The sequence below is a fragment of the Vibrio sp. SCP2 genome (assembly GCF_059295395.1).
In genome coordinates this window covers 148,731-168,869 of record NZ_JCAFVV010000001.1, presented here as the reverse complement: position 1 = coordinate 168,869, position 20,139 = coordinate 148,731, and the positions used below count along the sequence as shown (strand labels likewise).

The following is a 20,139-nucleotide window of genomic DNA, read 5'->3' as shown; positions in this document are numbered from 1 at the left end:
GAATCTTGCCAAGACTAGTTTATCCGACTTCTAGTCTTGGCTTTGCTTCATTTGCAGAATGAAAACTGCGAACACACTTGGTCGAACGGCATTGGCTTATAAAAGTAATAGCCTTGTATCGACTCAACCCCCAAGCTTGAGATGAAATCAAGTTCCTCTTTTGTTTCTACCCCTTCGACGGTAATCTCCGCACCAGAGAGTCTGACCAAATCAGTGGTAAGACGGAACATTTCTCGACCATTTTTATGACCAATGTTGGTCACTAATGAGCGGTCAATTTTAACCTTGTCATATTCGTAGTTAATTAGGTTTCCAATAGAGGAATACCCTGCTCCAAAGTCATCTAGTGCGATGCTGACTCCTGCACGTTTTAGTTGGGTGAACACTTTCCGCATCTGGTTTGCGTCTTGAATCAGTACATCTTCAGTGATCTCCAGTTCAACTTGGTGATACTGAAGGTTACTTTGGATAATCATCGAAAGAACGGTGTCTGCAAATCCTTTAATAAGGAAGGTTTGCGGCGAGACATTGATCGATATCTTAAACTCTGGATTCTGCGCTAAGGAAGAGACTTCCTGCAGTGCTCTTTTAATTACCCATGTATCAACTTCCGGTATTAGCCCCAACTTTGCAAAGCTTTGTAAAAATGTCGGTGGCGTAATTACCCCTGTCGACGCTTTATGTCTGATTAGAGCTTCGAGTGACGTTATGCAATTTCTCTCGATGTTCATTTGTGGTTGATAGTAGAGAATGAACTCGCCGGATTGTTGAAGCTGTTTAATATGCTGGTAGGCGCGTAGGTCTTCAACCTGACGTAGCAAGACCCTACTTGCATTAAGTTTTGCGTGTAGTTTGTCGTGAAATAGCCTGTTAGTTTCTTTTGGGATAGCAAAAGGATAGATGACATTTTCGTTCATTAAGGAAATAAGCCAATTGGTTCAAATTACATGACGCTTATTGATGCGTATATGTTGCCTGAAACACAGCGATTCCTTAATGATGTGATTGTATCCTTTTGCTGTGTTTGATGCCTCAGTGATAGACCACTAAGCTCATATCGGCAATTGAGGGCACCATACTCCTTTCTCACACAAAGTTCTAATTAGAAAATTAACCGTGATGACAAACGATAATTATTGAGAAGTATGGTGATTGATTTAGGTAATTGCCCTTTGGAATTTAACGGTCTGCAGGATGATTTACGCCATCATGCGTGACAATGTCACCTAAATCAAAAGGATTGATTCCTTCTAAACAGCCGACATTAAAGCCATATTCGTCAGGGAATGAGCGCCTTTGATGGTGGGTGTAAATCCCACAGTTCGAACAAAAGTAATGTTTAGCCGTGTTGGTATTAAACTGATACAGCTTAAGCCTATCTTCACCTTTGAGAATGCGAATACCATCTAACTTAACCGACGCGACAATAGCTCCCTTTCTACGGCATATAGAGCAATCACAGCGGCGGGGCTTCTCAATTCCATTTGGTAGGCTAAGCTCCAATTCAACCGCACCGCAGTGGCAACTCGCCTTATGTTTGGATTGTATTGGTGTGTTCCCTACTTGCTTAATCATTTATCCTCCTGACATTGTCTTATACTTTTTCTACTTCTTTTTCGTTTGAAAATCGCTCCTCATAGATTTGCATAAAGTCGGCACGAATTTCTTGTTCTAGATGTGTTGCCTTATCCGTTGGACAGAACAGCATAAAGTGAACAATCTGCTCACCTGTGCTGCCGCTAGTAATATGAATGTGAGGTTCTGCTCCTGGCAAATCGACACCTGCGTGCTTTTCAATCACCGTGTTGTAGCGCGTCGCCACCTCATAAAAGTAACTTGTGTGCCCATCGATCTTTTCTAGCATCGTCGGGATCAGTGGATAAAGGTTGACAAACTCAGGTACAACGATAGAAAAATCGTGGTACACGTAGCGCTTCATAAAGTTAAGGTTTTTTACTGGATAGGTAAAAAACATGCTGTTTGGCAACGTCGCGGTTTTACCCGTGTAATGATACTGGCCGTGATGCAAATCGATTTCCTGGATGACCGTTGCCATCATGTTGTGCTCGATGACTTCACCACAGATTTTTCCGACTTCTATCCAATCGCCAATTCGGAATGAACGTGAGCTCGCGCGTTGAATCGATCCTGTAAAACAAAGAATTATCTCCTTTGAAGCGACTACGATTGCAACAGCGATAGCAGTCACTGAAAGTGCAAATTCATTGATCTCTGATTGCCACAGAATGAACAGCAGAAGCACGGTAGTGATAAAGGTGCCATTCTTCGTTCGTGACATCCAGCTGCGTTGTTCTTCTGATACAAATGCCACATCTCCACGAATCATGGAAAGCACCATTCGGCGAATAATTGAGATCAGAATAACGATTAACGCGGTGAAAACGAGTTTGTGAGTTAGAAGAAAATCGATTACGGCTTGTACTTTCTCCACGCTCTGCTCCTATTAGTGAAAAGGGGCAAAAGCCCCTTTGTTTAGTTTGTATTTTTGTAGTTTTACATGCGTAAGAACCAACTTCCCACACATCTCACGAGAGATCTAGTATCGCGATGCAATATTGCAATAGATGTTCTGAACCTAGACAAATTTGAGTTATTTATAACGCGCTGAGGTAATGAACTCGCCAAAAGTCTCGCACCACACAATAACCGTGTTGTAGTCCTGAATAGCAAAATCTTGAGGGAGATTTACGGTAAATCGATCGAAGCTCTTTACTTCCCCAACCTGTACCATCGTCTGCTTCTGAGCATTAAAATCTGCCTCTGTTTCTACAAACGTTGGCGAAAAGTACAGTTTATAATCTGGCCCAGGAGCCAACTCACCGACAAAGGCCACTTTATCTGCACTGATCGAGACGGAACCCTCACCCCAGTGGAGAAAATCACTGTCTTTGCGATCTTTTTGAAATGAGGCGTTATAAATTGCGTTGTTAGTAACGGTTTGGACGTCACTCATGCTTGGAGATGTTGGTTGAATAAGGATGGGCAACGCATAAATGCCAAGAGCGAAGCCCAATCCAATACACGCACAATGCGTAATGATCAAAAGGAGTTTTTTCATCCTGAAATCCACTGAAGTAATCTATATTAATAAATGTATATGATTTTCAATGAAATATCAGGTTTACGTTAGGTGTTTATTTGTATTTAAGTGCTGTTTTCTCTGCCAGAGTCACAATAACTTTCACCGCTTGCTCCATACCTTCAATTGAAATGAACTCATGAATACCATGGAAATTGTAGCCACCTGTAAATATGTTAGGGCAAGGTAACCCCATAAATGAGAGCCTTGCGCCGTCTGTCCCGCCACGTATTGGTTTGATTTGTGGTTCAACGTCACAGGCAATCATGGCCTCTTTTGCTAGTTCAATGACATGAGGGAATGGCTCAACTTGTTCTCTCATATTGAAATAGCTGTCAGTCAGTTTGAGTTCTACACGTCCATGTTCAAGCTTTTCATTGAGCTCTGCCACTTTATCAATCATGAATTGTTTGCGCTTTTCTTGAGCGTCGCGATCAAAGTCTCGAATGATATAGCCGAGTTCACTTCTCGCAACGGACATCTCTGCCGATTTTAGATGGTAGAAACCTTCATAGCCTTCAGTACATTCTGGTGTCTCTTCTGCAGGCATCATCAACTGAAATTGCGCGGCAATGTTCATAGAATTAATCATTTTGTTTTTGGCTGTTCCCGGGTGAACATTGACGCCATAACAAATAACATCAGCGCTGGTGGCGTTAAAGTTTTCATATTCGAGTTCGCCTACCGGACCACCATCAATAGTGTATGCCCATTCTGCGCCGAACTTCTCTACATTAAACAGGTTTGCGCCACGGCCAATTTCTTCATCAGGTGTGAACCCAATACAAATATCCCCGTGTGGAATATCAGGATTGCTAATTAGATCTGAAATAGCTGAGAGGATCTCGGCGATCCCTGCTTTGTTGTCAGCACCAAGGAGTGTCGTGCCATCGGTTGTAATTAAATTGTGACCATGCAGTTTATGGAGATCAGGATATTGTATCGGAGAAAGAACTTCATCCCCCTTACCTAACGCGATATCACCACCTTGGTAGTCGTCAATGATCTGTGGTTTCACATTTTCACCAGACGCGTCAGGTGCCGTATCCATATGGGCGATAAAGCCGATAGCAGGGACAGGATAGTCAACATTGCTTGGTAGCCTTGCCATCAAGTAACCATTGTGGTCTAGTGAAATATCCGCTAAACCGAGCTCTTCAAGCTCCCTCTTTAAAAACTGAGCAAACGTCAGTTGCCCTTCACTGCTCGGGCAAGCCGTATTTGCTGGGTTTGATTGGGTGTTAAAAGCCACATAGCGCAAAAAGCGTTGAACTAATTCATTCATAGCAAGATCTCTTATAATTCTGACACTAAAAACGTTGAACTTAGAACATCCTACGCCTTCTAGCTTGGAAAATTTTGCTATAAATCAGGTTTTAAGCAATCAGTGCCATACATGATGTCATTTTAAGTTTGCGGATTTTGGATATAAAAAAACCGAATAGTCTCCTATTCGGTTTGTAAGCGAAATGTGCGAATTAAAGCAAGATAAAGATTCCTGCTAAACATGCGCTCATCAGGTTAGCTAAAGTACCGGCCAGTACAGCTTTAATACCTAGATTAGCAACCTCAGCACGGCGCTCTGGGGCAATCACGCCAATAGAACCGAGCTGAATGGCGATCGAACCAATATTAGCGAAGCCACATAGTGCGAAAGTGACAATGACCTGAGTATGTTCAGACAGCATCGCTTTATGTTCAACGAAGTCAATAAAGGCAACAAATTCGTTCATTACAATCTTTTGGCCAATGTACGATCCCGCCATCAACACTTCGTTTGAAGGAACGCCAATTAACCAAGCAAGCGGAGAAAACAGGTAACCGAATAGCGCTTGAAGAGTCACACCAGTAAAACCAGCGACTTCGCCTAAGCTCTCAAGGCCTGTGTTAACCATCGCTATCACACTAACAAACGCGATCAGCATAGTACCGACAGCGACAGCCACCTTCATACCGTTCATCGCACCGCTTGCAAGCGCATCTATCACGTTGCTCTCTTGTGCTTTATCCATCTCAATGTCGGATTGGTCGATAGGTGTTTCACGTTCAGGAACGATGATCTTTGCCATCATCAAACTACCTGGAGCGGCCATAAAGCTTGCAGCAATTAGGTATTTCAGCTCTACGCCTAAACCTGCGTATCCACCAAGTACACTACCGGCGACTGACGCCATACCACCTGCCATTACCGCAAATAGTTCAGAACGAGTCATTCTAGAAAGGAATGGACGAACAAGAAGTGGAGACTCGCCTTGAGAAAGGAATATGTTACCCGTCGCTACAAGAGATTCAGCTTTACTTGTCCCTAGGAACTTTTGGATACCACCACCGATAAACTCGATGACTTTCTGCATTATGCCTAGGTAATAAAGCGCAGAGATAAGAGCGCTGAAGAAGATGATGATAGGAAGAACGCGAACCGCGAAGATAAAACCAGTGTTGGCAAGGTCACCGAATAGGAAGCCAATACCTTCGTCAGCAAAGCCAAGTAAGCTAGAAACACCACTACTTAGACTCGTCAGAGCGGCTTGCCCCCATGGGAAGTAAAGAACTAAAGCGGCGAAACCGACTTGAAGTAACAGCGCGCGTGACACTGTTTTCCAGTTAATTGATTTACGACTTTCAGACAGTAAAACCGCACATAGCAACAATGCGATGACACCGATTAAGCCAAACAAAACATTCATTAAAGATTACCTCTACAAGCATTGAATAGGTAGCTGGTCCGGTCCGTGGGGTCATTCACCATTCCTTGTGACGGCTTGTATTGGTAGAGCTGTTACTCTCAACCGGGCGGAAAGTATAGCGCCCAATGTGAGATATTCATCACATATTTTTACGCAAACGTTCAACCGTTCACTCAGTAATCAAACTAATGAGTGATCAGCGAATGATTCGTTTTTAGGAGTTATTTTGTTAGCTGGCTCATATGAACGCTATTGCTATAAAACATTGAACCAAGATCACAAAATAAGTCAATATACATTACAAATCTAATCATAAAGTTTGCGCTTCTAGGTAAAGCATCTAATTTTAAGTAAGAATTCTTAACGTACTTTTTGGTAACGACAATAAATTCTCTAACAACGTCAATGGCTACTAGCAAACACAACGAATATTGCCCCGCTGATCTGGCGGGGCTTTTTTGTATAGGGTTTTCGAGTAGTAATTATTGTTGAAAACGTTAGAATACCTCCCCATTTACTTTTGCCAGACTACTAGCATGCAACGCGATTACACTTATCACTGCTTATCTCAAATGCCACGAGAAGAGTTAGAAGAACTTAGCTTGAGAATGGTTCACCGTTTGGTGCCTGAAGAATCTATGACTGAGATTTTCACTTTTGATTTAGATGAGGCAGAAGACGAAGACAAGCTTCAAGAAGCCCAGTTTGATGCGATGTTGCGCATGAGTGCAATCGCGCTTAGTGAGCTCCCTGCTCTTTTTGAAGCTTCGGAAAGCAAAGAGCAAAACATCCAACGTATGCAGCGTCTGTTATTGTGGCATTTCTACTCGGTTTCTTTTCATCTTGAACGAGCCATCCCACTTGAGACACACTGCAACCACGTAGAAATCATAGTCAAGCAGGCACCACAGAATGCTCTTGAATGGGTAACCACACTGACCGATCTGCTACGCCAATACTCGCAGATAGCACAAGGTTCTTAACCAAATCGCCAACCATTTTACGGTTGGCGTTATAAAATTTTCACTTGGATTCGTTAAAACATTGACCATTTGAATGTGTTTTAGACATACTCAAACTCTAAGCCTCACAATGTATTAATGAATTGCGTTATTTAGTTCTATTCTCGACCTTCTTGTCTGCTGCAACGTACGCCGATGGCGAAGTTGATTACTCCGATTGCCATAGTCAGCCAGATAGTGCAGAGATCCTCGACTCCGCTTTTAACTATGTGAATACTAAGCTTTGTGAACCTGCGATTTGGTTTGATAGTTTTTTCGTTGATGAGCGAGTAGACCAAGACGCACGTGCTGGCAGTACCGTTCGTTGGAGAAATGATTTCTCTTATGTAGAGGGTGAAGGCTACAAGTTTAAGACTCGATTCAAAGCGCGCTTTCACTTACCTAAGGTAACCAAACGACTTAAGGTGGTTTTCGAATCGGATGAAGAAGATGATTTATTCGACTTGTTCCCGCAATCGAGCGAAGATGCCGAAAATACCTTTGGTCTTAGATACGATTGGCTAAGTAAAGAACGCTATAGTTTCAACGTTAAGGTCAATGCAAGACCGGGTATCGAAGGACGTTTTCGCTATACATACCCTATCAATGATGAATGGTTATTGCGCGTTACTCAGAAGTTGTATCAGAAAAAAAGCGTAACGGGTGAATCTACCGATATTGACTTAGATTATTCAATCAACCGCGATTTTTTGCTTCGCTGGAGCAACTACGCTCAGTGGGAAAGCGATATCAAAGGTTGGGAAGTTGGTACAGGGTTTATGCTCTATCAGCATATTTCCGACCATCAGGCTCTTAGCTATCAATTAAGTACCACAGGAACTAACCGACCCTTTCATTACATTACCAATACTCACGTCTCCGTGACTTATCGACAGAATGTATGGCGCACTTGGCTGTTTTACGAGTTGATCCCTGAGTACAACTGGAATCGTGAAGAAGATACACAAAGAGAAGGTGAAGCAAAAATCACGTTTAGATTAGAAATCCTGTTCAATAATATTTAGCGCCAGAATAATTGCTGGCGCTATGAGTTTTTACTATTCGTTTTCTAGCACTACACGAGCGTTTTGAGCTTGAATAGGCCGATTGTTTTTCCCCATTACTTGTTTAAATAGTTTCGTTTGCTCCTGACTCAGTGTCTGTGCTTGTTTCAAAACGAACCAGCGCACGCCTTCCGAGCATGGCGGCGTTGTTAGCGACCCGTTAAAGCGATAGTAATGATCGGTATCCGGGATCATATCCGCTACGTTAATAGCATGATTCAAAGAAACCGTTTCACCTGACTTTGGTAACGTCTCTAATAGAGTGGTGATTTCACTATTGTTAGTTGGAGACGTGTTATACATAACCGCCAGTACTGCTAGGTTGCCATTACTATCCGCGTTTACGAAATGAGCTTCGAGCGGGAAACTTTGGCTCTTGATTAGGTTTTCTGATGGTGTATGAAAGTGAAACTGAACGAGGTTAAACGCCTTGCCATCAACAGTGAAAGTATTATCTCCTTCGACCACGCCTTGTAGCGTATGTCCATTGTTGGTCAGTGCAGTGACCTTTCCTGAATAATCTAGATTTAACTCTGCGATGTTTGCCGTAACTTCATCTTTAACGTCGATTGGACTTTGGTTCTTTCCAGATTGGCACTCTGCACCAAACTCGCCCCAGTGCTGTGGTCCTGTTTCTCCTTCATAACTCCATTGTGCAGAATGAGCAGTAGTAACGACTAGCGCTGTTGCTAAGCCAATTGATAATAGTGTTTTGTTCATTTTTATTCCTATAGGTCACTAACGTTGACGGTCATAATACGTTGGTGAGAAATGCAATGAACAGATAGAAAACTATGATTACCTACAATAGTTGGAAGCAGGTGCAAAGGATTTGAAATCTATATAAATATCAATGGATTATTATGAGAGTTTACGCTGTTTTTAGCTTTACTTAGCAAGCACATACCGAGTACTTCGTCCGGCACCTGATTTTACTAAACATCCCTGCTCTACTAAGGCAGTCAAATGTCGAGTCGCTGTTGGTTTACTGACTTTCGCTACTTTGTGATATTGAGAGGTATTAATACCATCAACAAAGTCACCATCAAGCATTCGATTAAGAACCTTTGCTTGCTCTGACGTCAATTGAGTCTGATCTACGTCTCGCCAGAAATTGGTTTTAAATACCGTTTGTTGAATCTCTTTTAAGACTTCATCGAAGGTTTCATTCAGGACGTCAAGAAACCATACTACCCAGTCGGTAATATCGACATCGCCCTTCTGCGTTTTTTCTAGAATTTGATAGTAGCTTTTTCGATTCGCCAATATACCTACTGACATCGCATAGAAACGAACTGATTGCTGATCCGCTTGAGCTAGAGCCAGATCGGTTAACAAACGCGCGATTCGCCCATTGCCATCATCGAGTGGGTGCAGAGTAACAAACCACAGATGTGTGATGGCCGCTCGAAGCAATGGATCCAAAGTCGTGTTTTGCTTTGAATGATTGAACCAAGCCACGAACTGGTCAAGCTCCGTATCAAGCCTTTCTCTCCCCGGTGCTTCAAAGTGAACAACTGGCCTATCGATTCGTCCGGACACTACCTGCATAGGTGCAGTCCCTCTGAGTTGACCGCCAACAACGGGGTTGAACAACGTGTAACCTTCAGGGAAAAGCCTATCGTGCCAATGTAGGATTCTTTCTATGGTAAGAGGTGCATCAAGGTTATCGACAGCATCAAGCATGATCTCGGCAAGCCCATCTGTTTGCTCTGTCGTTGGGAAAGGTCGCTCTTCTGTCAAACCGAGTTTGTTCGCGAGCGAAGAACGAACTGAAAATGCATTCAGCTTTTCACCTTCAATCGCACTAGAATGGACTATGTTGGCTAACAAGGTATCAAGCATACTTTTGTTCTGATCTTGAGGCTGGCTAGTCATCCTACCCAGTAAGATACCTTGGTTTAGTCGTGTCTTCCTAAGCAACGGATCTACGACTGCTTCATCCCAACAAAAGTGAGGCCAGTTTGTTTGCTCCCAGATCCACATAACAACACCTTGATTTGATAATCGCCCTTATTCAAATCATATTATGATTTGAATAACTAAATTATTCAACTCATGTGGTGATTCGATTAGGTTCCTTATTCGAATCACCCGTTAACTAGAAAAAGTAAAATCTACAAGGCCTAATTGCTGGATACAAAAAAGACGCCTCGATTTAACTCGAGGCGTCATTCAATTCTTGGGGCATTTCTAGATAGAAATTAGGGCTATTTGTTACTATTCACTGTCCGGATAACCGATAACCAGTTAGCTAGCAAAATGCCATAATCAGCCTAGTATTTCCCTACTCCCAATCTAGGATAACTTTTCCTGACTTACCGCTACGCATAGCATCAAAGCCTTGTTGGAAATCATCAATCTTGTAGTGGTGAGTGATGATTGGCGTTAGATCTAGACCTGACTGGATTAATGAAGCCATCTTGTACCATGTCTCAAACATTTCGCGACCGTAGATACCTTTGATCACCAAACCTTTAAAGATTACTTGGTTCCAATCGATGCCCATATCTGATGGTGGAATACCTAGTAGTGCGATACGGCCACCGTGATTCATTGTTTTAAGCATCGAGTTGAAAGCAGAAGGTACGCCAGACATTTCAAGACCAACATCAAAGCCTTCTGTCATGCCAAGCTCTTCCATAACGTCTTCAAGCTTTTGCTCAGCAACGTTTACTGCGCGAGTCACGCCCATCTTACGAGCTAGATCTAAGCGGTATTCGTTAACGTCAGTAATGACAACGTGACGAGCACCCACGTGTTTAGCGACTGCTGCCGCCATGATACCGATAGGACCAGCGCCTGTTATTAGTACGTCTTCGCCAACAAGATCAAAAGACAGTGCCGTATGAACAGCGTTACCAAACGGGTCGAAGATAGAGGCTAAATCGTCAGAGATACCTTCTGGGATCTTAAATGCGTTAAATGCAGGAATAACAAGATATTCAGCGAACGCACCTTCACGGTTAACACCTACACCGACCGTATTGCGACATAAGTGTGTACGACCGCCGCGACAGTTACGACAGTGACCACAGGTAATGTGGCCTTCACCCGATACGCGGTCACCAATTTCAAAACCACGAACTTCTTGGCCAATGCCTACCACTTCACCCACGTATTCATGGCCGACAACCATAGGCACAGGGATTGTGTTTTGCGACCACTCATCCCAGTTATAGATGTGTACGTCAGTACCACAAATCGCCGTTTTCTTAATACGGATAAGAAGATCATTGTGACCAAGCTCAGGCTTGTCCACTTCTGTCATCCAGATGCCTTCTTCAGGCTTAAGTTTTGATAGTGCTTTGATTTTCATTATTTGATGATCTCCATGTCACGACCTACTTCGATAAATGCATCGATCGCTCGGTCTAGCTGCTCACGTGAGTGTGCTGCAGACATTTGTGTACGGATACGAGCTTGACCTTTTGGTACGACTGGGAATGAGAACCCAATAACATAGATACCTTTTACAAGAGCACGCTCTGCAAACTCAGCGGCTACTTTAGCGTCGCCAAGCATGATTGGAATGATTGCGTGGTCTGCACCACCCATAGTGAAGCCTGCCGCTTCCATACGCGTACGGAAATGCGCTGCATTTTCCCATAGTTGCTCACGTAGGTCGCCGCTTTGCTCTAGAAGGTCAAGAACGCGGATAGAAGCGTTAACAATGGCCGGAGCAACTGAGTTCGAGAACAAGTAAGGACGTGAGCGTTGACGTAACCAATCGATGACTTCTGCTTTACCAGATGTGTAACCACCTGAAGCACCACCCATCGCTTTACCTAGCGTACCTGTAATAATGTCGATGCGGTCAACAACATCGTGGTATTCGTGTGTGCCCGCGCCAGTTTTGCCCATAAAGCCAACAGCGTGAGAATCATCAACCATAGTCAATGCGCCGTACTTATCTGCAAGGTCACAGATAGCTGGCAAGTTTGCTACCACACCGTCCATAGAGAACACACCGTCAGTCACGATAAGAATATGACGAGCACCTGCTTCTTTAGCTGCGATAAGTTGCTGCTCTAGCTCTTCCATGTTGTTGTTCGAGTAGCGGAAGCGCATAGCTTTACACAGACGAACACCATCAATGATTGAAGCGTGGTTAAGAGCGTCAGAAATGATCGCATCTTCTTTACCTAGAATGGTTTCAAACAGACCTGCGTTTGCGTCGAAACAAGAGGTGTAAAGAATCGTATCTTCTTTACCTAGGAACTTTGACAATTTTTGTTCTAGTTCTTTATGGATGTCTTGTGTACCACAGATAAAGCGAACAGAAGCCATACCGAAACCGTGTACGTCCATACCTTGCTTACCCGCTTCAATTAGCTCTGGGTGGTTCGCTAAACCAAGGTAGTTGTTTGCACAGAAGTTAAGTACTTCTTCACCAGTAGAGATCTTAACAGCCGCTTGCTGCTGAGACGTAATCACACGCTCTGACTTGTAAAGACCCTCAGCCTTTACTTCTTCAATTTGGGTTTGAATCTGTTCGTAGAATGCAGAAGACATTTCAAATTCCTTCCTAGTTATTATGCGCATTGCTTATTGTAGGGTTCTAGCCGATTGCTAGAGCCAAAATCTGATGTTGTAAGTGTAATTCAAGCACGTGTTTTTCATTATCCCGTTAGTTGGAAAAACATTATTGAATCTAAGGCACAAATAACGCCTTTTAATGATGACCGTCACATTTATAGGGTATAGAATGGCTATAAATAGTTATTTGAAGCCATTGAAATGAAGAATACGAAGTTGATTGCGCTACTTCCCGATCTAGCGAGTTTTATTCTGATCGTTGATGAAGGGAGTTTTACTGCTGCGGCTAAGATTCTCGATGTGACCCCTTCTGCACTTAGCAAATTGGTAACGCGACTAGAGACATCCCTTTCCGTCAAATTGTTCGAGCGCACTACGCGTAAGTTGATTATCACCCACTCTGGTCAACAGGTGTATGACCAAGCTTTAGTGATGGTTGATGCAGCAAAGCGCGCTGTAGAACTCTCGACAACAGACCATCAAGATATGTCCGGCGCATTAACAGTTGCAGCGCCTGAAGCATTCTTAAACTCCGTATTACAGCCCCATGTTGTACCGTTTTTACAAAAGTACCCTGAAATACAGCTAAAATTGCGCGCGGCAGATGGTGAAATCGACCTAATCCGTGATGGTATTGATGTTGCGTTTAAACTGACGGATAAGCCTGACGAGAACTTGGTACTCAAAGAAGTCAGTAAAACCAACTTAGTTCTTTGTGCCAGCCCCGACTACATTGCCAAACGAGGGATGCCTAAACACCCAACACAGCTGACTGAACACGATTGCCTCTATCTCGCAGAAACCGACAGCGACCATATATGGGATTTCTTTAAAGAAGACGAGTATCACTCAGTGGGAGTCTCAGGTCGTTACGCGGTCAACCATTCACAGATGCGATTGACGGGCGTTAAAAATGCGCTAGGTATCGGCATTTTTCATGACTTTGTTGTCTCAGAGGCGATTGAAAACAACGAAGTGATTCCTGTACTCGCTGATTGGACGATAAAAAGTAATTATCATGGCGCAATCGCCATGCAATACCCGCAAAACAAATACATGCCAGCCCGATTGCGTGGATTTATTGATTACATGACGCAACAGTTGAGCGCAAGATAAGAACAAGCCCCGAAATCGGGGCTTGTTGTTTATGACAAATAGGCTTTCAATTTTGGACTTCGTTTTACGAGCAACGTATCTAGGATTAACACGCTAACGATGGTCACGCCAGCCAAAGGGAAAAGAACGCTCACCAATATTATGGTTGCGGCGCCAACCTTCCAAATACCGTCTTGTTCGAAACGGGCTGGCACACCCAACTTATTCTGATTAGACGGGCGACGTACCCACCACATCAAAGCCCCGGTTACTGAAATAACGATAAACGCTAAACAGAAGAAAACATTCAGCAATTTATTTACGATGCTTAAATCACCTTGGTGAAGTGAAACCCCAGCGGCCATCAACTTAGCGACAACATTGTAGTCATCCCAAGTAACATCAACGAGCACTTCTCCAGTGTATTGGTCAAAGTGTGTCGTCCTATCTTTTCTTGGGTCAGTAACATCTCCCGCCATTGAGTTAGCAGATACCGTGTAAACGCCAGTCTCAGATTGAGGTAAGTAGACTTTAAATTGGGTGAAGCCGAGTGATGTTGCTTTGCTTATGATGTGATCGATTCCTACGCTCTGCGATAAATCGAAAGGTTGTGCAGAATGATGCTCGTGGTGACCCCCATGATGCCCTTGCGATTCAGGCACTGCAGCGAGTTCTAAGTTCCAAGGCATTTCTTCCTCGCTACCGTGGTTCAAGTTTGCGTGAATTAAAGAAGATTGCGGTTTCTCCCCCCACGTGTAATAGGTAGGGAATGTATTCCAACCTTGGACCATTTTGGCGCCCCATACCCCTGCCCATGCAAGACCGGAAAGCAGAAACAGCAGTAAAACGATCGAAAGTGTTCCCCCTAAGTTGGCGTGGAGATCTCGCATTAGAACACGCGAACCACTACGCATACGTATTTTGAGAAAACCAGCCTTAGTGGCATTATCTGTTGGTAACCACAGATAAATGCCGCTGACCACCAGCAGAATGCCTAAACTCGCAGACACTTCAATCAAGTAATCTCCTGATTTACCAATCAGCAATGTTCCATGGATATCATTAGCAAGTTGATACCAACTGTCACTGCGATCGATTTCGCCTAGAATTTCACCGGAGTATGGATTGACCGTCACTAAAACAGACTGACCATCTTCTTGCCTAACATTGAATCTGTTCGCCTTTGCACTTGAGTCAGACGCTACAAATTGGGTGATTTGAGAGTCTGGATACTTTTCCTTGACTGAACGCAGTTGAATAGAAGGTGGTAGAGTTTGCGCCTGCGGAGCAACTGCGATGATTTCACTGTATCTTGCTTGTTCAATTTCGTCATCAAATAGCATCACAAGCCCAGTAAGACTTAACATGAGCATAAATGGGATAACGAAAAGGCCTGCATAGAAGTGCCAACGCCATGTGAGAAAATAACGTGCTTTTGCTTTAACCTTGTTTGAGTCGTCACTTTGAGATGAACGTAGTGAGCCCTTAGGTTGAGTCTGAGATTGACTACCCAACATTACAATTTCCTTTTTGAGCGCACAGCAAAAATCCCGAAACATAGTTGAGTCGTTAGTGCTGAGCTTTACTTTACTAAGTGGCGTATTGGGTCAACAGACCCTAGCCTTTGTTATTTGATTTATATGAAGTTGATTGTAGTTAGTGTCGGTGGCGCTCGTGGGATAGCGAGCTGAAATCGTTCACTTAGAGCCAAATAAGCGTACGAGTCGAATGTCGCTATCGATGTTCTTCTAGAGTGAGTGGGTGTTGGAAGGGTGTCTTGGTGGAAGCTTGAGAAGTGACTAAATGGACAAGGCTTACTGTGCTGAGTTTCAACCTTTCCCTCTTCGACTTGGACTAGCTCAAATCCATTGATGGTACAAAGTGTCGCCCACACGCCAGCACTGGCACCATGAGCATTGATTACAGGCATCAAAGTCACAAGCACCCAACTTAGGGCACTTGCGATGAGCATAGTTCGCTTGAAGCTTGATGTCCGTATCATAGTCACTCTCAATCAATTGAGAGTAAATATATAACCTTTTACTAACAAACTCAGTAAGGCTCGCTAAAAAACCTAACAAGGATCATGGTATTAGCATTGCCAATTCGAAATTTGCTGACTTATTAGCCGAACAGCTTGCTCCAAATACTTGGGTTACGTTTATCGTGGTATTCCACTCGAAGGCCATCGACGGTTTTTAGCTCAGCTTTTGCCGCGTCTAGATCGCCCGAATCGAGTTTCTTCTCAACGGAATCAAGCGCAACGGAAAGCTTACTAAAGCCCTCGAAATAGATATCAAATTTTTCTGGTGGGTAGTTACCGCGCTTAGACTGCTCAACTAACTCAGAAAGGTTATTAACAGCAGACTTCATATCACTGACTTCAGTGGCTTCAGCGGCATGTTTAAACTCTACTTTCATCTGCTTCATTGCCGCTTTAAGATCAAAATCGCTGGCAAAAGCTTGTGCTGACATGGCTAGGGCTAAAACTGGGATTAACTTTCTCATTATATTTTTCTTGTGTGTGGGACTAGGAACAGGAAGTGTACTGAATTTACTCAGCACACTAGAAGCGAATATTGTATCAACTTATAAATGCTGATACTCAGAAATGGTTGAATGACCTCGAAGTGCCAAGAACGCTAAGAATTGCTTTACACTATGCGTAATGACTTGAGAGTCATCCACTCCGACTTTATCTAAAAGATCAGAGACTTTTGAAAGGTTGCCTACGTCTTGGCAAAAGTGAGCGTCACTGCCTGTTGTGAAGTAAACCCCAATCTCTTTACCGAGCTTTGCAATCTCGGCGCAACGTTCAACACTTCCTACACGACTATTGCCTTTTAAGGTGGTGTTATTAATTTCTATGGCAACGTTATGCTCTTTCGCACACCTCAATACTTGCTCATAATCAAAATCGAAGTTTGGATTACCTAGGTGGCCAAGTGCATCTACCTTGCCACTCTTAATCGTGTTCAGTAGAGCAAGCGTATGGGACTGTCTATCACTTGGTTTGAAAACAGGCTCATGAAAGCTAGCTATCACCCAATCGAGGCTTTTATAAGAAGTCGGATGAACATCCACTTCTCCTTCCATATTAAGAATGTTTGACTCTACGCCACGGATTACCGCAACACCTTCGATGAACCTTGGTAACACACGTTGGTTGGAAAAAAACCAATAGTGCGGAGCCCCTGGCATTGATTCAGCATGATCGGTTGTGCAGAACATCTCTAGACCATTTTCTTTCGCCATACGAGCGTTTTCTATCAAAGTGCTGTAGGCGTGACCACTGGCGTATGTGTGGGTATGGGTGTCGATAACGAGGTTCATAGTTCTATATAGATAGTGACAGTTGCCTGTTATGTTATCAGCCAATTTAGCTTATTGCTTGTAATTCGTGCCCTTGTTTACGTTATTGAATTTAGATGACAGATCTTGAAATTTTGCAGGATTCAGGAATTGTTCGATACTTATTAGGTGTCATGCTTATGGTCGAGCTATGAAAAAACGCCGTTATTCTTTAAGTATTCATATCACTACTCTGTTTCTTGTTCTGACTACATTAGTAGGCTCGGTACTGATTGCTATTAGCTATAAACATGCCCAAGAACTGCTTACTGGCAGTGCAAAAGAACTAAGCCAAGAGAACAGCCGCAAGCTTGAATCCACATTTCAGGTCAAAGCCGGACCGATATTAACCACTCTCGATTTTATGTCGCTGAGCCAAGCCATCGATAGCCACAAATCGCCTGTTAGGCACATCCGGTTTTTAACTTCACTGCAAACCATCTTCCAACGAAATCCGGGCGTCGTAGCACTCTACTATGCTAATGAGTCTGGTGATTTTACTTTGGTTAGAGCATTAAGAACCAATGCCGATCGTGAGAGGTTTGACGCCCCAAACAAAGCGTCACTGATGATTAATACCACACGTGTTTCTGGCTTAAATGAGTTTTACTTTTTAGATGGTGCCTACCGCAGTTTAGGTCACCGTAAAACTAAAGATAATAAGTTCGACCCTAGAGTGAGGCCGTGGTTTATCAACGCTGACAAAGATGGCGTTATTAGGCTAACAGAGCCATATTTTTTTTACTTCCTTAAAACCAATGGCGTGACATTGTCACGCAGATCGCCAGACGGTACCAAAGTAGTTGGAGCGGATTTCACCCTTACTTCACTTTCCGACCAGATCAGTCAGATGGGCTACTCTGAAAACACCAAACTGGTCTTGTTTGACAATCAATTTAAGGTATTGGCTCGGCACAATCTGGATGACGTCACAGAAACGGATGGTGAAGTCACTTCTGATGCTTTAAAAGGCACTGTTTTTGAGGGTGTAATTAATCGCAGTTCAAGCCAAATTATTTATGAAACGGTTGAAGCAGACAACAAAAAATGGTCGGTAACATTAACGCCCGTGAACCTTAACAAGCAGACACGTTTGCTACTTGCAGAAGCCACGCCTCAAGATGACCTACTCGCTACTCTGCTTTCAATGAGGGACAAACAAGTCAGTGTTGCCCTTGCCATGCTACTAATGAGCTTTGTTATTGTCTGGCTCGTAGCAAGACGCTTAGCCAATCCGTTACATGCATTAATGCGTCAAACCGATAATATTGCTCGTTTTGATTTCAAGAAAACACGTTACTCGAAGAGCGTAATTAAAGAAGTTGCAAACCTGACTGAATCGATAGAACTCATGGAGCATACTCTCTATGATCTATTGAGGCTATTAAGGGACACAGCGAGTAATACCGACTTTTCAGTTTTGGCAAAAACCATCGCACACCAAAGCTTCTTGGTCACCAGAGCGGAAACGATCGTACTTTATATTAAAGACGAAAAAGAGAGTAGCTATACCGTCGCTGCAAACCACGCCATCATTCCATTCAAAATCGATGTTAACGAGCTCGTTGCGCATACCGCATGGGTTAGTACTGACCTTGCCAAGGGCGAAATAGTCCACTTAAATCGCGAAGACAATGCGCTAGCAAACTATAGAGAATCCCTCTTTAATTCGGATGTTTACCTGTTTCCTTTGCACAACCGTGATAATCAATTAGTCGGAATTTTACTTTTAGGGTATGAACGAACAATCACTCAAGAGCAAGCAGACAAACATGCCTTCCTAAAAGAGTTGTTAAGTTTTGCTGAAATTGCTAAAGAGAATATCGACCGAATTGAGCAACAAAAAGAGATGCTTAATGCATTTGTCGAACTGATCGCTTCTGCGATTGATACCAAATCACCCTACACAGGAAGCCACTGTCAACGCGTTCCTGAGTTAACCAAAATGCTTGTGCAGGCCGCAGTTGATGACGACACTCATTTCCCACTCTTCAGCATGTCAAAAGAACAGTGGGAAGAATTACATTTAGCTGCGTGGCTGCATGATTGCGGCAAGGTTACCACGCCAGAATACGTTATCGATAAAGCCACCAAATTAGAAACCATCTATGACCGTATTCATGAAGTACGCATGCGGTTTGAGTTGTTGAAATCACAGGCTGAGGTTGAATATTGGCAAGGCATTGCCAATGGTGAAGATAAACAACAGCTTAAGGACGCTTTAAAACAGAAGCAACAACAACTAGATGATGACTTCGCATTCATCGGTGAATGTAATCTTGGCGGTGAATCGATGAGTAAAGAAGCCCTCGCCCGCCTTAATGCCATCAGCCAGTACAAATGGACAAGAACTCTGGACGACCAAGTTGGTGTTTCATGGGTAGAGAAAGCGCGATGTGCGCCTACTCAACCTCTTCCAGTAGAAGAAACACTGCTATCGGATAAGCAGGTTCATCAAATTCACTGGGATATTAATGGCAAGCCTCAAGATTTCTGGCAGGAAGAGTTCGTGCTAAAACCTAGTGATTTGAAATACAACCGTGGCGAGCTGTACAACTTATCGATCGAGCGCGGTACCTTAAACTCAGAAGAACGCTTTATTATCAATGATCACATCATTCAAACCATAATGATGCTCAAGCGGTTACCTTACCCAGAACATTTGAAAAACGTGCCTGAAATCGCTGGCGGGCACCATGAGCGGATAGATGGCCGCGGGTATCCTAAAGGGTTATGCGAAGAAGAACTCTCTTTACCTGCAAGAGTAATGGCAATAGCCGATGTCTTTGAAGCACTAACTTCTAGCGACAGGCCATATAAAAAGGCCAAAACACTTTCCGAATCCATTGAAATCATGACTGATATGGCGACCAGTGGTCATATTGACCCTAAGCTTTATTTGATTTTCCTAGAGCAATCGATCGACCAAGAGTATGCACAGCGATTCCTCGATAACTCACAAATAACCGCTATCGATCGCGAGGATCACATGAAGAGAGTAAAAACCTTTATCAAATCGCACTTCTGATCCTACCAGTTACAGCTATTTGGAATGTTAGCTCTAATTTAGAACCATACCGTATAAATTTGCCACATCATTTGTTTTCAACAACTTACGTTAACTACTAGTCAATATTTAATCGATTGCTTTCTCAAAGGTTGATGTATGTCAAATAGTCATAGACAATACGCTGCCGTCTGTGAATATCGCCGTGACTTGTTACCAAACCAGTTGCAATTAATAATTCAAATGGCATGAATTTTTGGTTTTGCCTATCAATACAATAGGTACGACCTATTTT

18 protein-coding genes are annotated in these 20,139 nt (G+C 43.3%); 4 read left to right on the top strand and 14 right to left on the bottom strand.

The window, feature by feature from the left end; translation table 11 throughout:
- Positions 1 to 47: 47 nt before the first annotated feature.
- From AC5O63_RS00845 to AC5O63_RS00820, 6 genes are all read right to left on the bottom strand, one after another.
- Complete coding sequence (locus AC5O63_RS00845; RefSeq protein ID WP_494503543.1) at positions 48 to 917, bottom strand: EAL domain-containing protein; 870 nt, start codon at positions 915 to 917, stop codon at positions 48 to 50.
- A 262-nt stretch (positions 918 to 1,179) separates the two neighbouring features.
- Positions 1,180 to 1,575 (bottom strand): GFA family protein, encoded by a 396-nt coding sequence (locus AC5O63_RS00840; protein ID WP_494503542.1) that lies wholly within the window; start codon positions 1,573 to 1,575, stop codon positions 1,180 to 1,182.
- Between the two features lie 19 nt (positions 1,576 to 1,594).
- Positions 1,595 to 2,452 carry a mechanosensitive ion channel family protein gene (locus AC5O63_RS00835; RefSeq protein ID WP_004742706.1) on the bottom strand — a complete coding sequence of 286 codons (858 nt, stop codon included), beginning with the start codon at positions 2,450 to 2,452 and terminating at the stop codon, positions 1,595 to 1,597.
- Between the two features lie 159 nt (positions 2,453 to 2,611).
- Positions 2,612 to 3,079 (bottom strand): DM13 domain-containing protein, encoded by a 468-nt coding sequence (locus AC5O63_RS00830; RefSeq protein WP_004742705.1) that lies wholly within the window; start codon positions 3,077 to 3,079, stop codon positions 2,612 to 2,614.
- A gap of 76 nt (positions 3,080 to 3,155) precedes the next feature.
- Entirely contained in the window at positions 3,156 to 4,385 is a 1,230-nt protein-coding gene (gene pepT, locus AC5O63_RS00825) for a peptidase T (RefSeq protein WP_486791556.1), read from the bottom strand.
- A 193-nt stretch (positions 4,386 to 4,578) separates the two neighbouring features.
- A complete protein-coding gene (locus AC5O63_RS00820; RefSeq protein WP_171323555.1) occupies positions 4,579 to 5,787 on the bottom strand; it encodes a NupC/NupG family nucleoside CNT transporter in 1,209 nt (402 codons plus the stop codon).
- Between the two features lie 536 nt (positions 5,788 to 6,323).
- Between AC5O63_RS00820 and AC5O63_RS00815 the strand changes: the two genes are divergently transcribed.
- A complete protein-coding gene (locus AC5O63_RS00815; RefSeq protein WP_425667103.1) occupies positions 6,324 to 6,770 on the top strand; it encodes an exoribonuclease R in 447 nt (148 codons plus the stop codon).
- Positions 6,771 to 6,892: 122 nt separating this feature from the next.
- Positions 6,893 to 7,813 carry a hypothetical protein gene (locus AC5O63_RS00810; RefSeq protein WP_494503541.1) on the top strand — a complete coding sequence of 307 codons (921 nt, stop codon included), beginning with the start codon at positions 6,893 to 6,895 and terminating at the stop codon, positions 7,811 to 7,813.
- Positions 7,814 to 7,846: 33 nt separating this feature from the next.
- Here the strand turns inward: AC5O63_RS00810 and AC5O63_RS00805 are convergent, their stop codons facing one another.
- The 4 genes from AC5O63_RS00805 to AC5O63_RS00790 all read right to left on the bottom strand — a co-directional run bounded on the left by AC5O63_RS00805 (position 7,847) and on the right by AC5O63_RS00790 (position 12,367).
- The gene (locus AC5O63_RS00805; RefSeq protein ID WP_494503540.1) at positions 7,847 to 8,572 is read right to left on the bottom strand and encodes a carbonic anhydrase; all 726 of its coding nucleotides are present in this window, start codon (positions 8,570 to 8,572) and stop codon (positions 7,847 to 7,849) included.
- Positions 8,573 to 8,740: 168 nt separating this feature from the next.
- Positions 8,741 to 9,838, bottom strand: a complete 1,098-nt coding sequence (locus AC5O63_RS00800; protein ID WP_494503539.1) for a Fic family protein — start codon at positions 9,836 to 9,838, stop codon at positions 8,741 to 8,743.
- Between the two features lie 301 nt (positions 9,839 to 10,139).
- Positions 10,140 to 11,171, bottom strand: coding sequence for an L-threonine 3-dehydrogenase (tdh, locus tag AC5O63_RS00795; protein WP_069669486.1), 1,032 nt, complete (start codon positions 11,169 to 11,171; stop codon positions 10,140 to 10,142).
- The gene (locus AC5O63_RS00790) at positions 11,171 to 12,367 is read right to left on the bottom strand and encodes a glycine C-acetyltransferase (RefSeq protein ID WP_494503538.1); all 1,197 of its coding nucleotides are present in this window, start codon (positions 12,365 to 12,367) and stop codon (positions 11,171 to 11,173) included. The genes tdh and AC5O63_RS00790 overlap by 1 nt, the downstream gene beginning before the upstream one ends.
- Positions 12,368 to 12,592: 225 nt before the next feature.
- On the opposite strand from AC5O63_RS00790, the gene AC5O63_RS00785 reads away from it, so the two are divergent.
- Complete coding sequence (locus tag AC5O63_RS00785; RefSeq protein ID WP_494503537.1) at positions 12,593 to 13,507, top strand: LysR family transcriptional regulator; 915 nt, start codon at positions 12,593 to 12,595, stop codon at positions 13,505 to 13,507.
- A 29-nt stretch (positions 13,508 to 13,536) separates the two neighbouring features.
- Here AC5O63_RS00785 and AC5O63_RS00780 read toward each other — a convergent pair whose 3' ends face one another.
- The 4 genes from AC5O63_RS00780 to AC5O63_RS00765 all read right to left on the bottom strand — a co-directional run bounded on the left by AC5O63_RS00780 (position 13,537) and on the right by AC5O63_RS00765 (position 16,819).
- Positions 13,537 to 15,003 carry a PepSY-associated TM helix domain-containing protein gene (locus tag AC5O63_RS00780; protein WP_494503536.1) on the bottom strand — a complete coding sequence of 489 codons (1,467 nt, stop codon included), beginning with the start codon at positions 15,001 to 15,003 and terminating at the stop codon, positions 13,537 to 13,539.
- A gap of 119 nt (positions 15,004 to 15,122) precedes the next feature.
- Positions 15,123 to 15,488 (bottom strand): hypothetical protein, encoded by a 366-nt coding sequence (locus tag AC5O63_RS00775; RefSeq protein WP_494503535.1) that lies wholly within the window; start codon positions 15,486 to 15,488, stop codon positions 15,123 to 15,125.
- A 122-nt stretch (positions 15,489 to 15,610) separates the two neighbouring features.
- Positions 15,611 to 15,994 (bottom strand): cytochrome b562, encoded by a 384-nt coding sequence (locus AC5O63_RS00770; protein WP_494503534.1) that lies wholly within the window; start codon positions 15,992 to 15,994, stop codon positions 15,611 to 15,613.
- An 81-nt stretch (positions 15,995 to 16,075) separates the two neighbouring features.
- Positions 16,076 to 16,819 (bottom strand): phosphatase, encoded by a 744-nt coding sequence (locus AC5O63_RS00765; RefSeq protein ID WP_494503533.1) that lies wholly within the window; start codon positions 16,817 to 16,819, stop codon positions 16,076 to 16,078.
- A gap of 169 nt (positions 16,820 to 16,988) precedes the next feature.
- On the opposite strand from AC5O63_RS00765, the gene AC5O63_RS00760 reads away from it, so the two are divergent.
- On the top strand, positions 16,989 to 19,865 hold the full coding sequence (locus tag AC5O63_RS00760) for an HD domain-containing phosphohydrolase (protein WP_494503532.1): 2,877 nt from the start codon (positions 16,989 to 16,991) through the stop codon (positions 19,863 to 19,865).
- The last annotated feature ends 274 nt before the right edge of the window (positions 19,866 to 20,139 follow it).

Coding starts and splice junctions, on each gene's coding strand:
- AC5O63_RS00845 (WP_494503543.1), bottom strand. CDS start 917: ATGAACGAAAATGTCATCTATCCTTTTGCTATCCCAAAAGAAACTAAC.
- AC5O63_RS00840 (WP_494503542.1), bottom strand. CDS start 1,575: ATGATTAAGCAAGTAGGGAACACACCAATACAATCCAAACATAAGGCG.
- AC5O63_RS00830 (WP_004742705.1), bottom strand. CDS start 3,079: ATGAAAAAACTCCTTTTGATCATTACGCATTGTGCGTGTATTGGATTG.
- pepT (WP_486791556.1), bottom strand. CDS start 4,385: ATGAATGAATTAGTTCAACGCTTTTTGCGCTATGTGGCTTTTAACACC.
- AC5O63_RS00820 (WP_171323555.1), bottom strand. CDS start 5,787: ATGAATGTTTTGTTTGGCTTAATCGGTGTCATCGCATTGTTGCTATGT.
- AC5O63_RS00815 (WP_425667103.1), top strand. CDS start 6,324: ATGCAACGCGATTACACTTATCACTGCTTATCTCAAATGCCACGAGAA.
- AC5O63_RS00805 (WP_494503540.1), bottom strand. CDS start 8,572: ATGAACAAAACACTATTATCAATTGGCTTAGCAACAGCGCTAGTCGTT.
- AC5O63_RS00800 (WP_494503539.1), bottom strand. CDS start 9,838: ATGTGGATCTGGGAGCAAACAAACTGGCCTCACTTTTGTTGGGATGAA.
- tdh (WP_069669486.1), bottom strand. CDS start 11,171: ATGAAAATCAAAGCACTATCAAAACTTAAGCCTGAAGAAGGCATCTGG.
- AC5O63_RS00790 (WP_494503538.1), bottom strand. CDS start 12,367: ATGTCTTCTGCATTCTACGAACAGATTCAAACCCAAATTGAAGAAGTA.
- AC5O63_RS00785 (WP_494503537.1), top strand. CDS start 12,593: ATGAAGAATACGAAGTTGATTGCGCTACTTCCCGATCTAGCGAGTTTT.
- AC5O63_RS00780 (WP_494503536.1), bottom strand. CDS start 15,003: ATGTTGGGTAGTCAATCTCAGACTCAACCTAAGGGCTCACTACGTTCA.
- AC5O63_RS00775 (WP_494503535.1), bottom strand. CDS start 15,488: ATGATACGGACATCAAGCTTCAAGCGAACTATGCTCATCGCAAGTGCC.
- AC5O63_RS00770 (WP_494503534.1), bottom strand. CDS start 15,994: ATGAGAAAGTTAATCCCAGTTTTAGCCCTAGCCATGTCAGCACAAGCT.
- AC5O63_RS00765 (WP_494503533.1), bottom strand. CDS start 16,819: ATGAACCTCGTTATCGACACCCATACCCACACATACGCCAGTGGTCAC.
- AC5O63_RS00760 (WP_494503532.1), top strand. CDS start 16,989: ATGAAAAAACGCCGTTATTCTTTAAGTATTCATATCACTACTCTGTTT.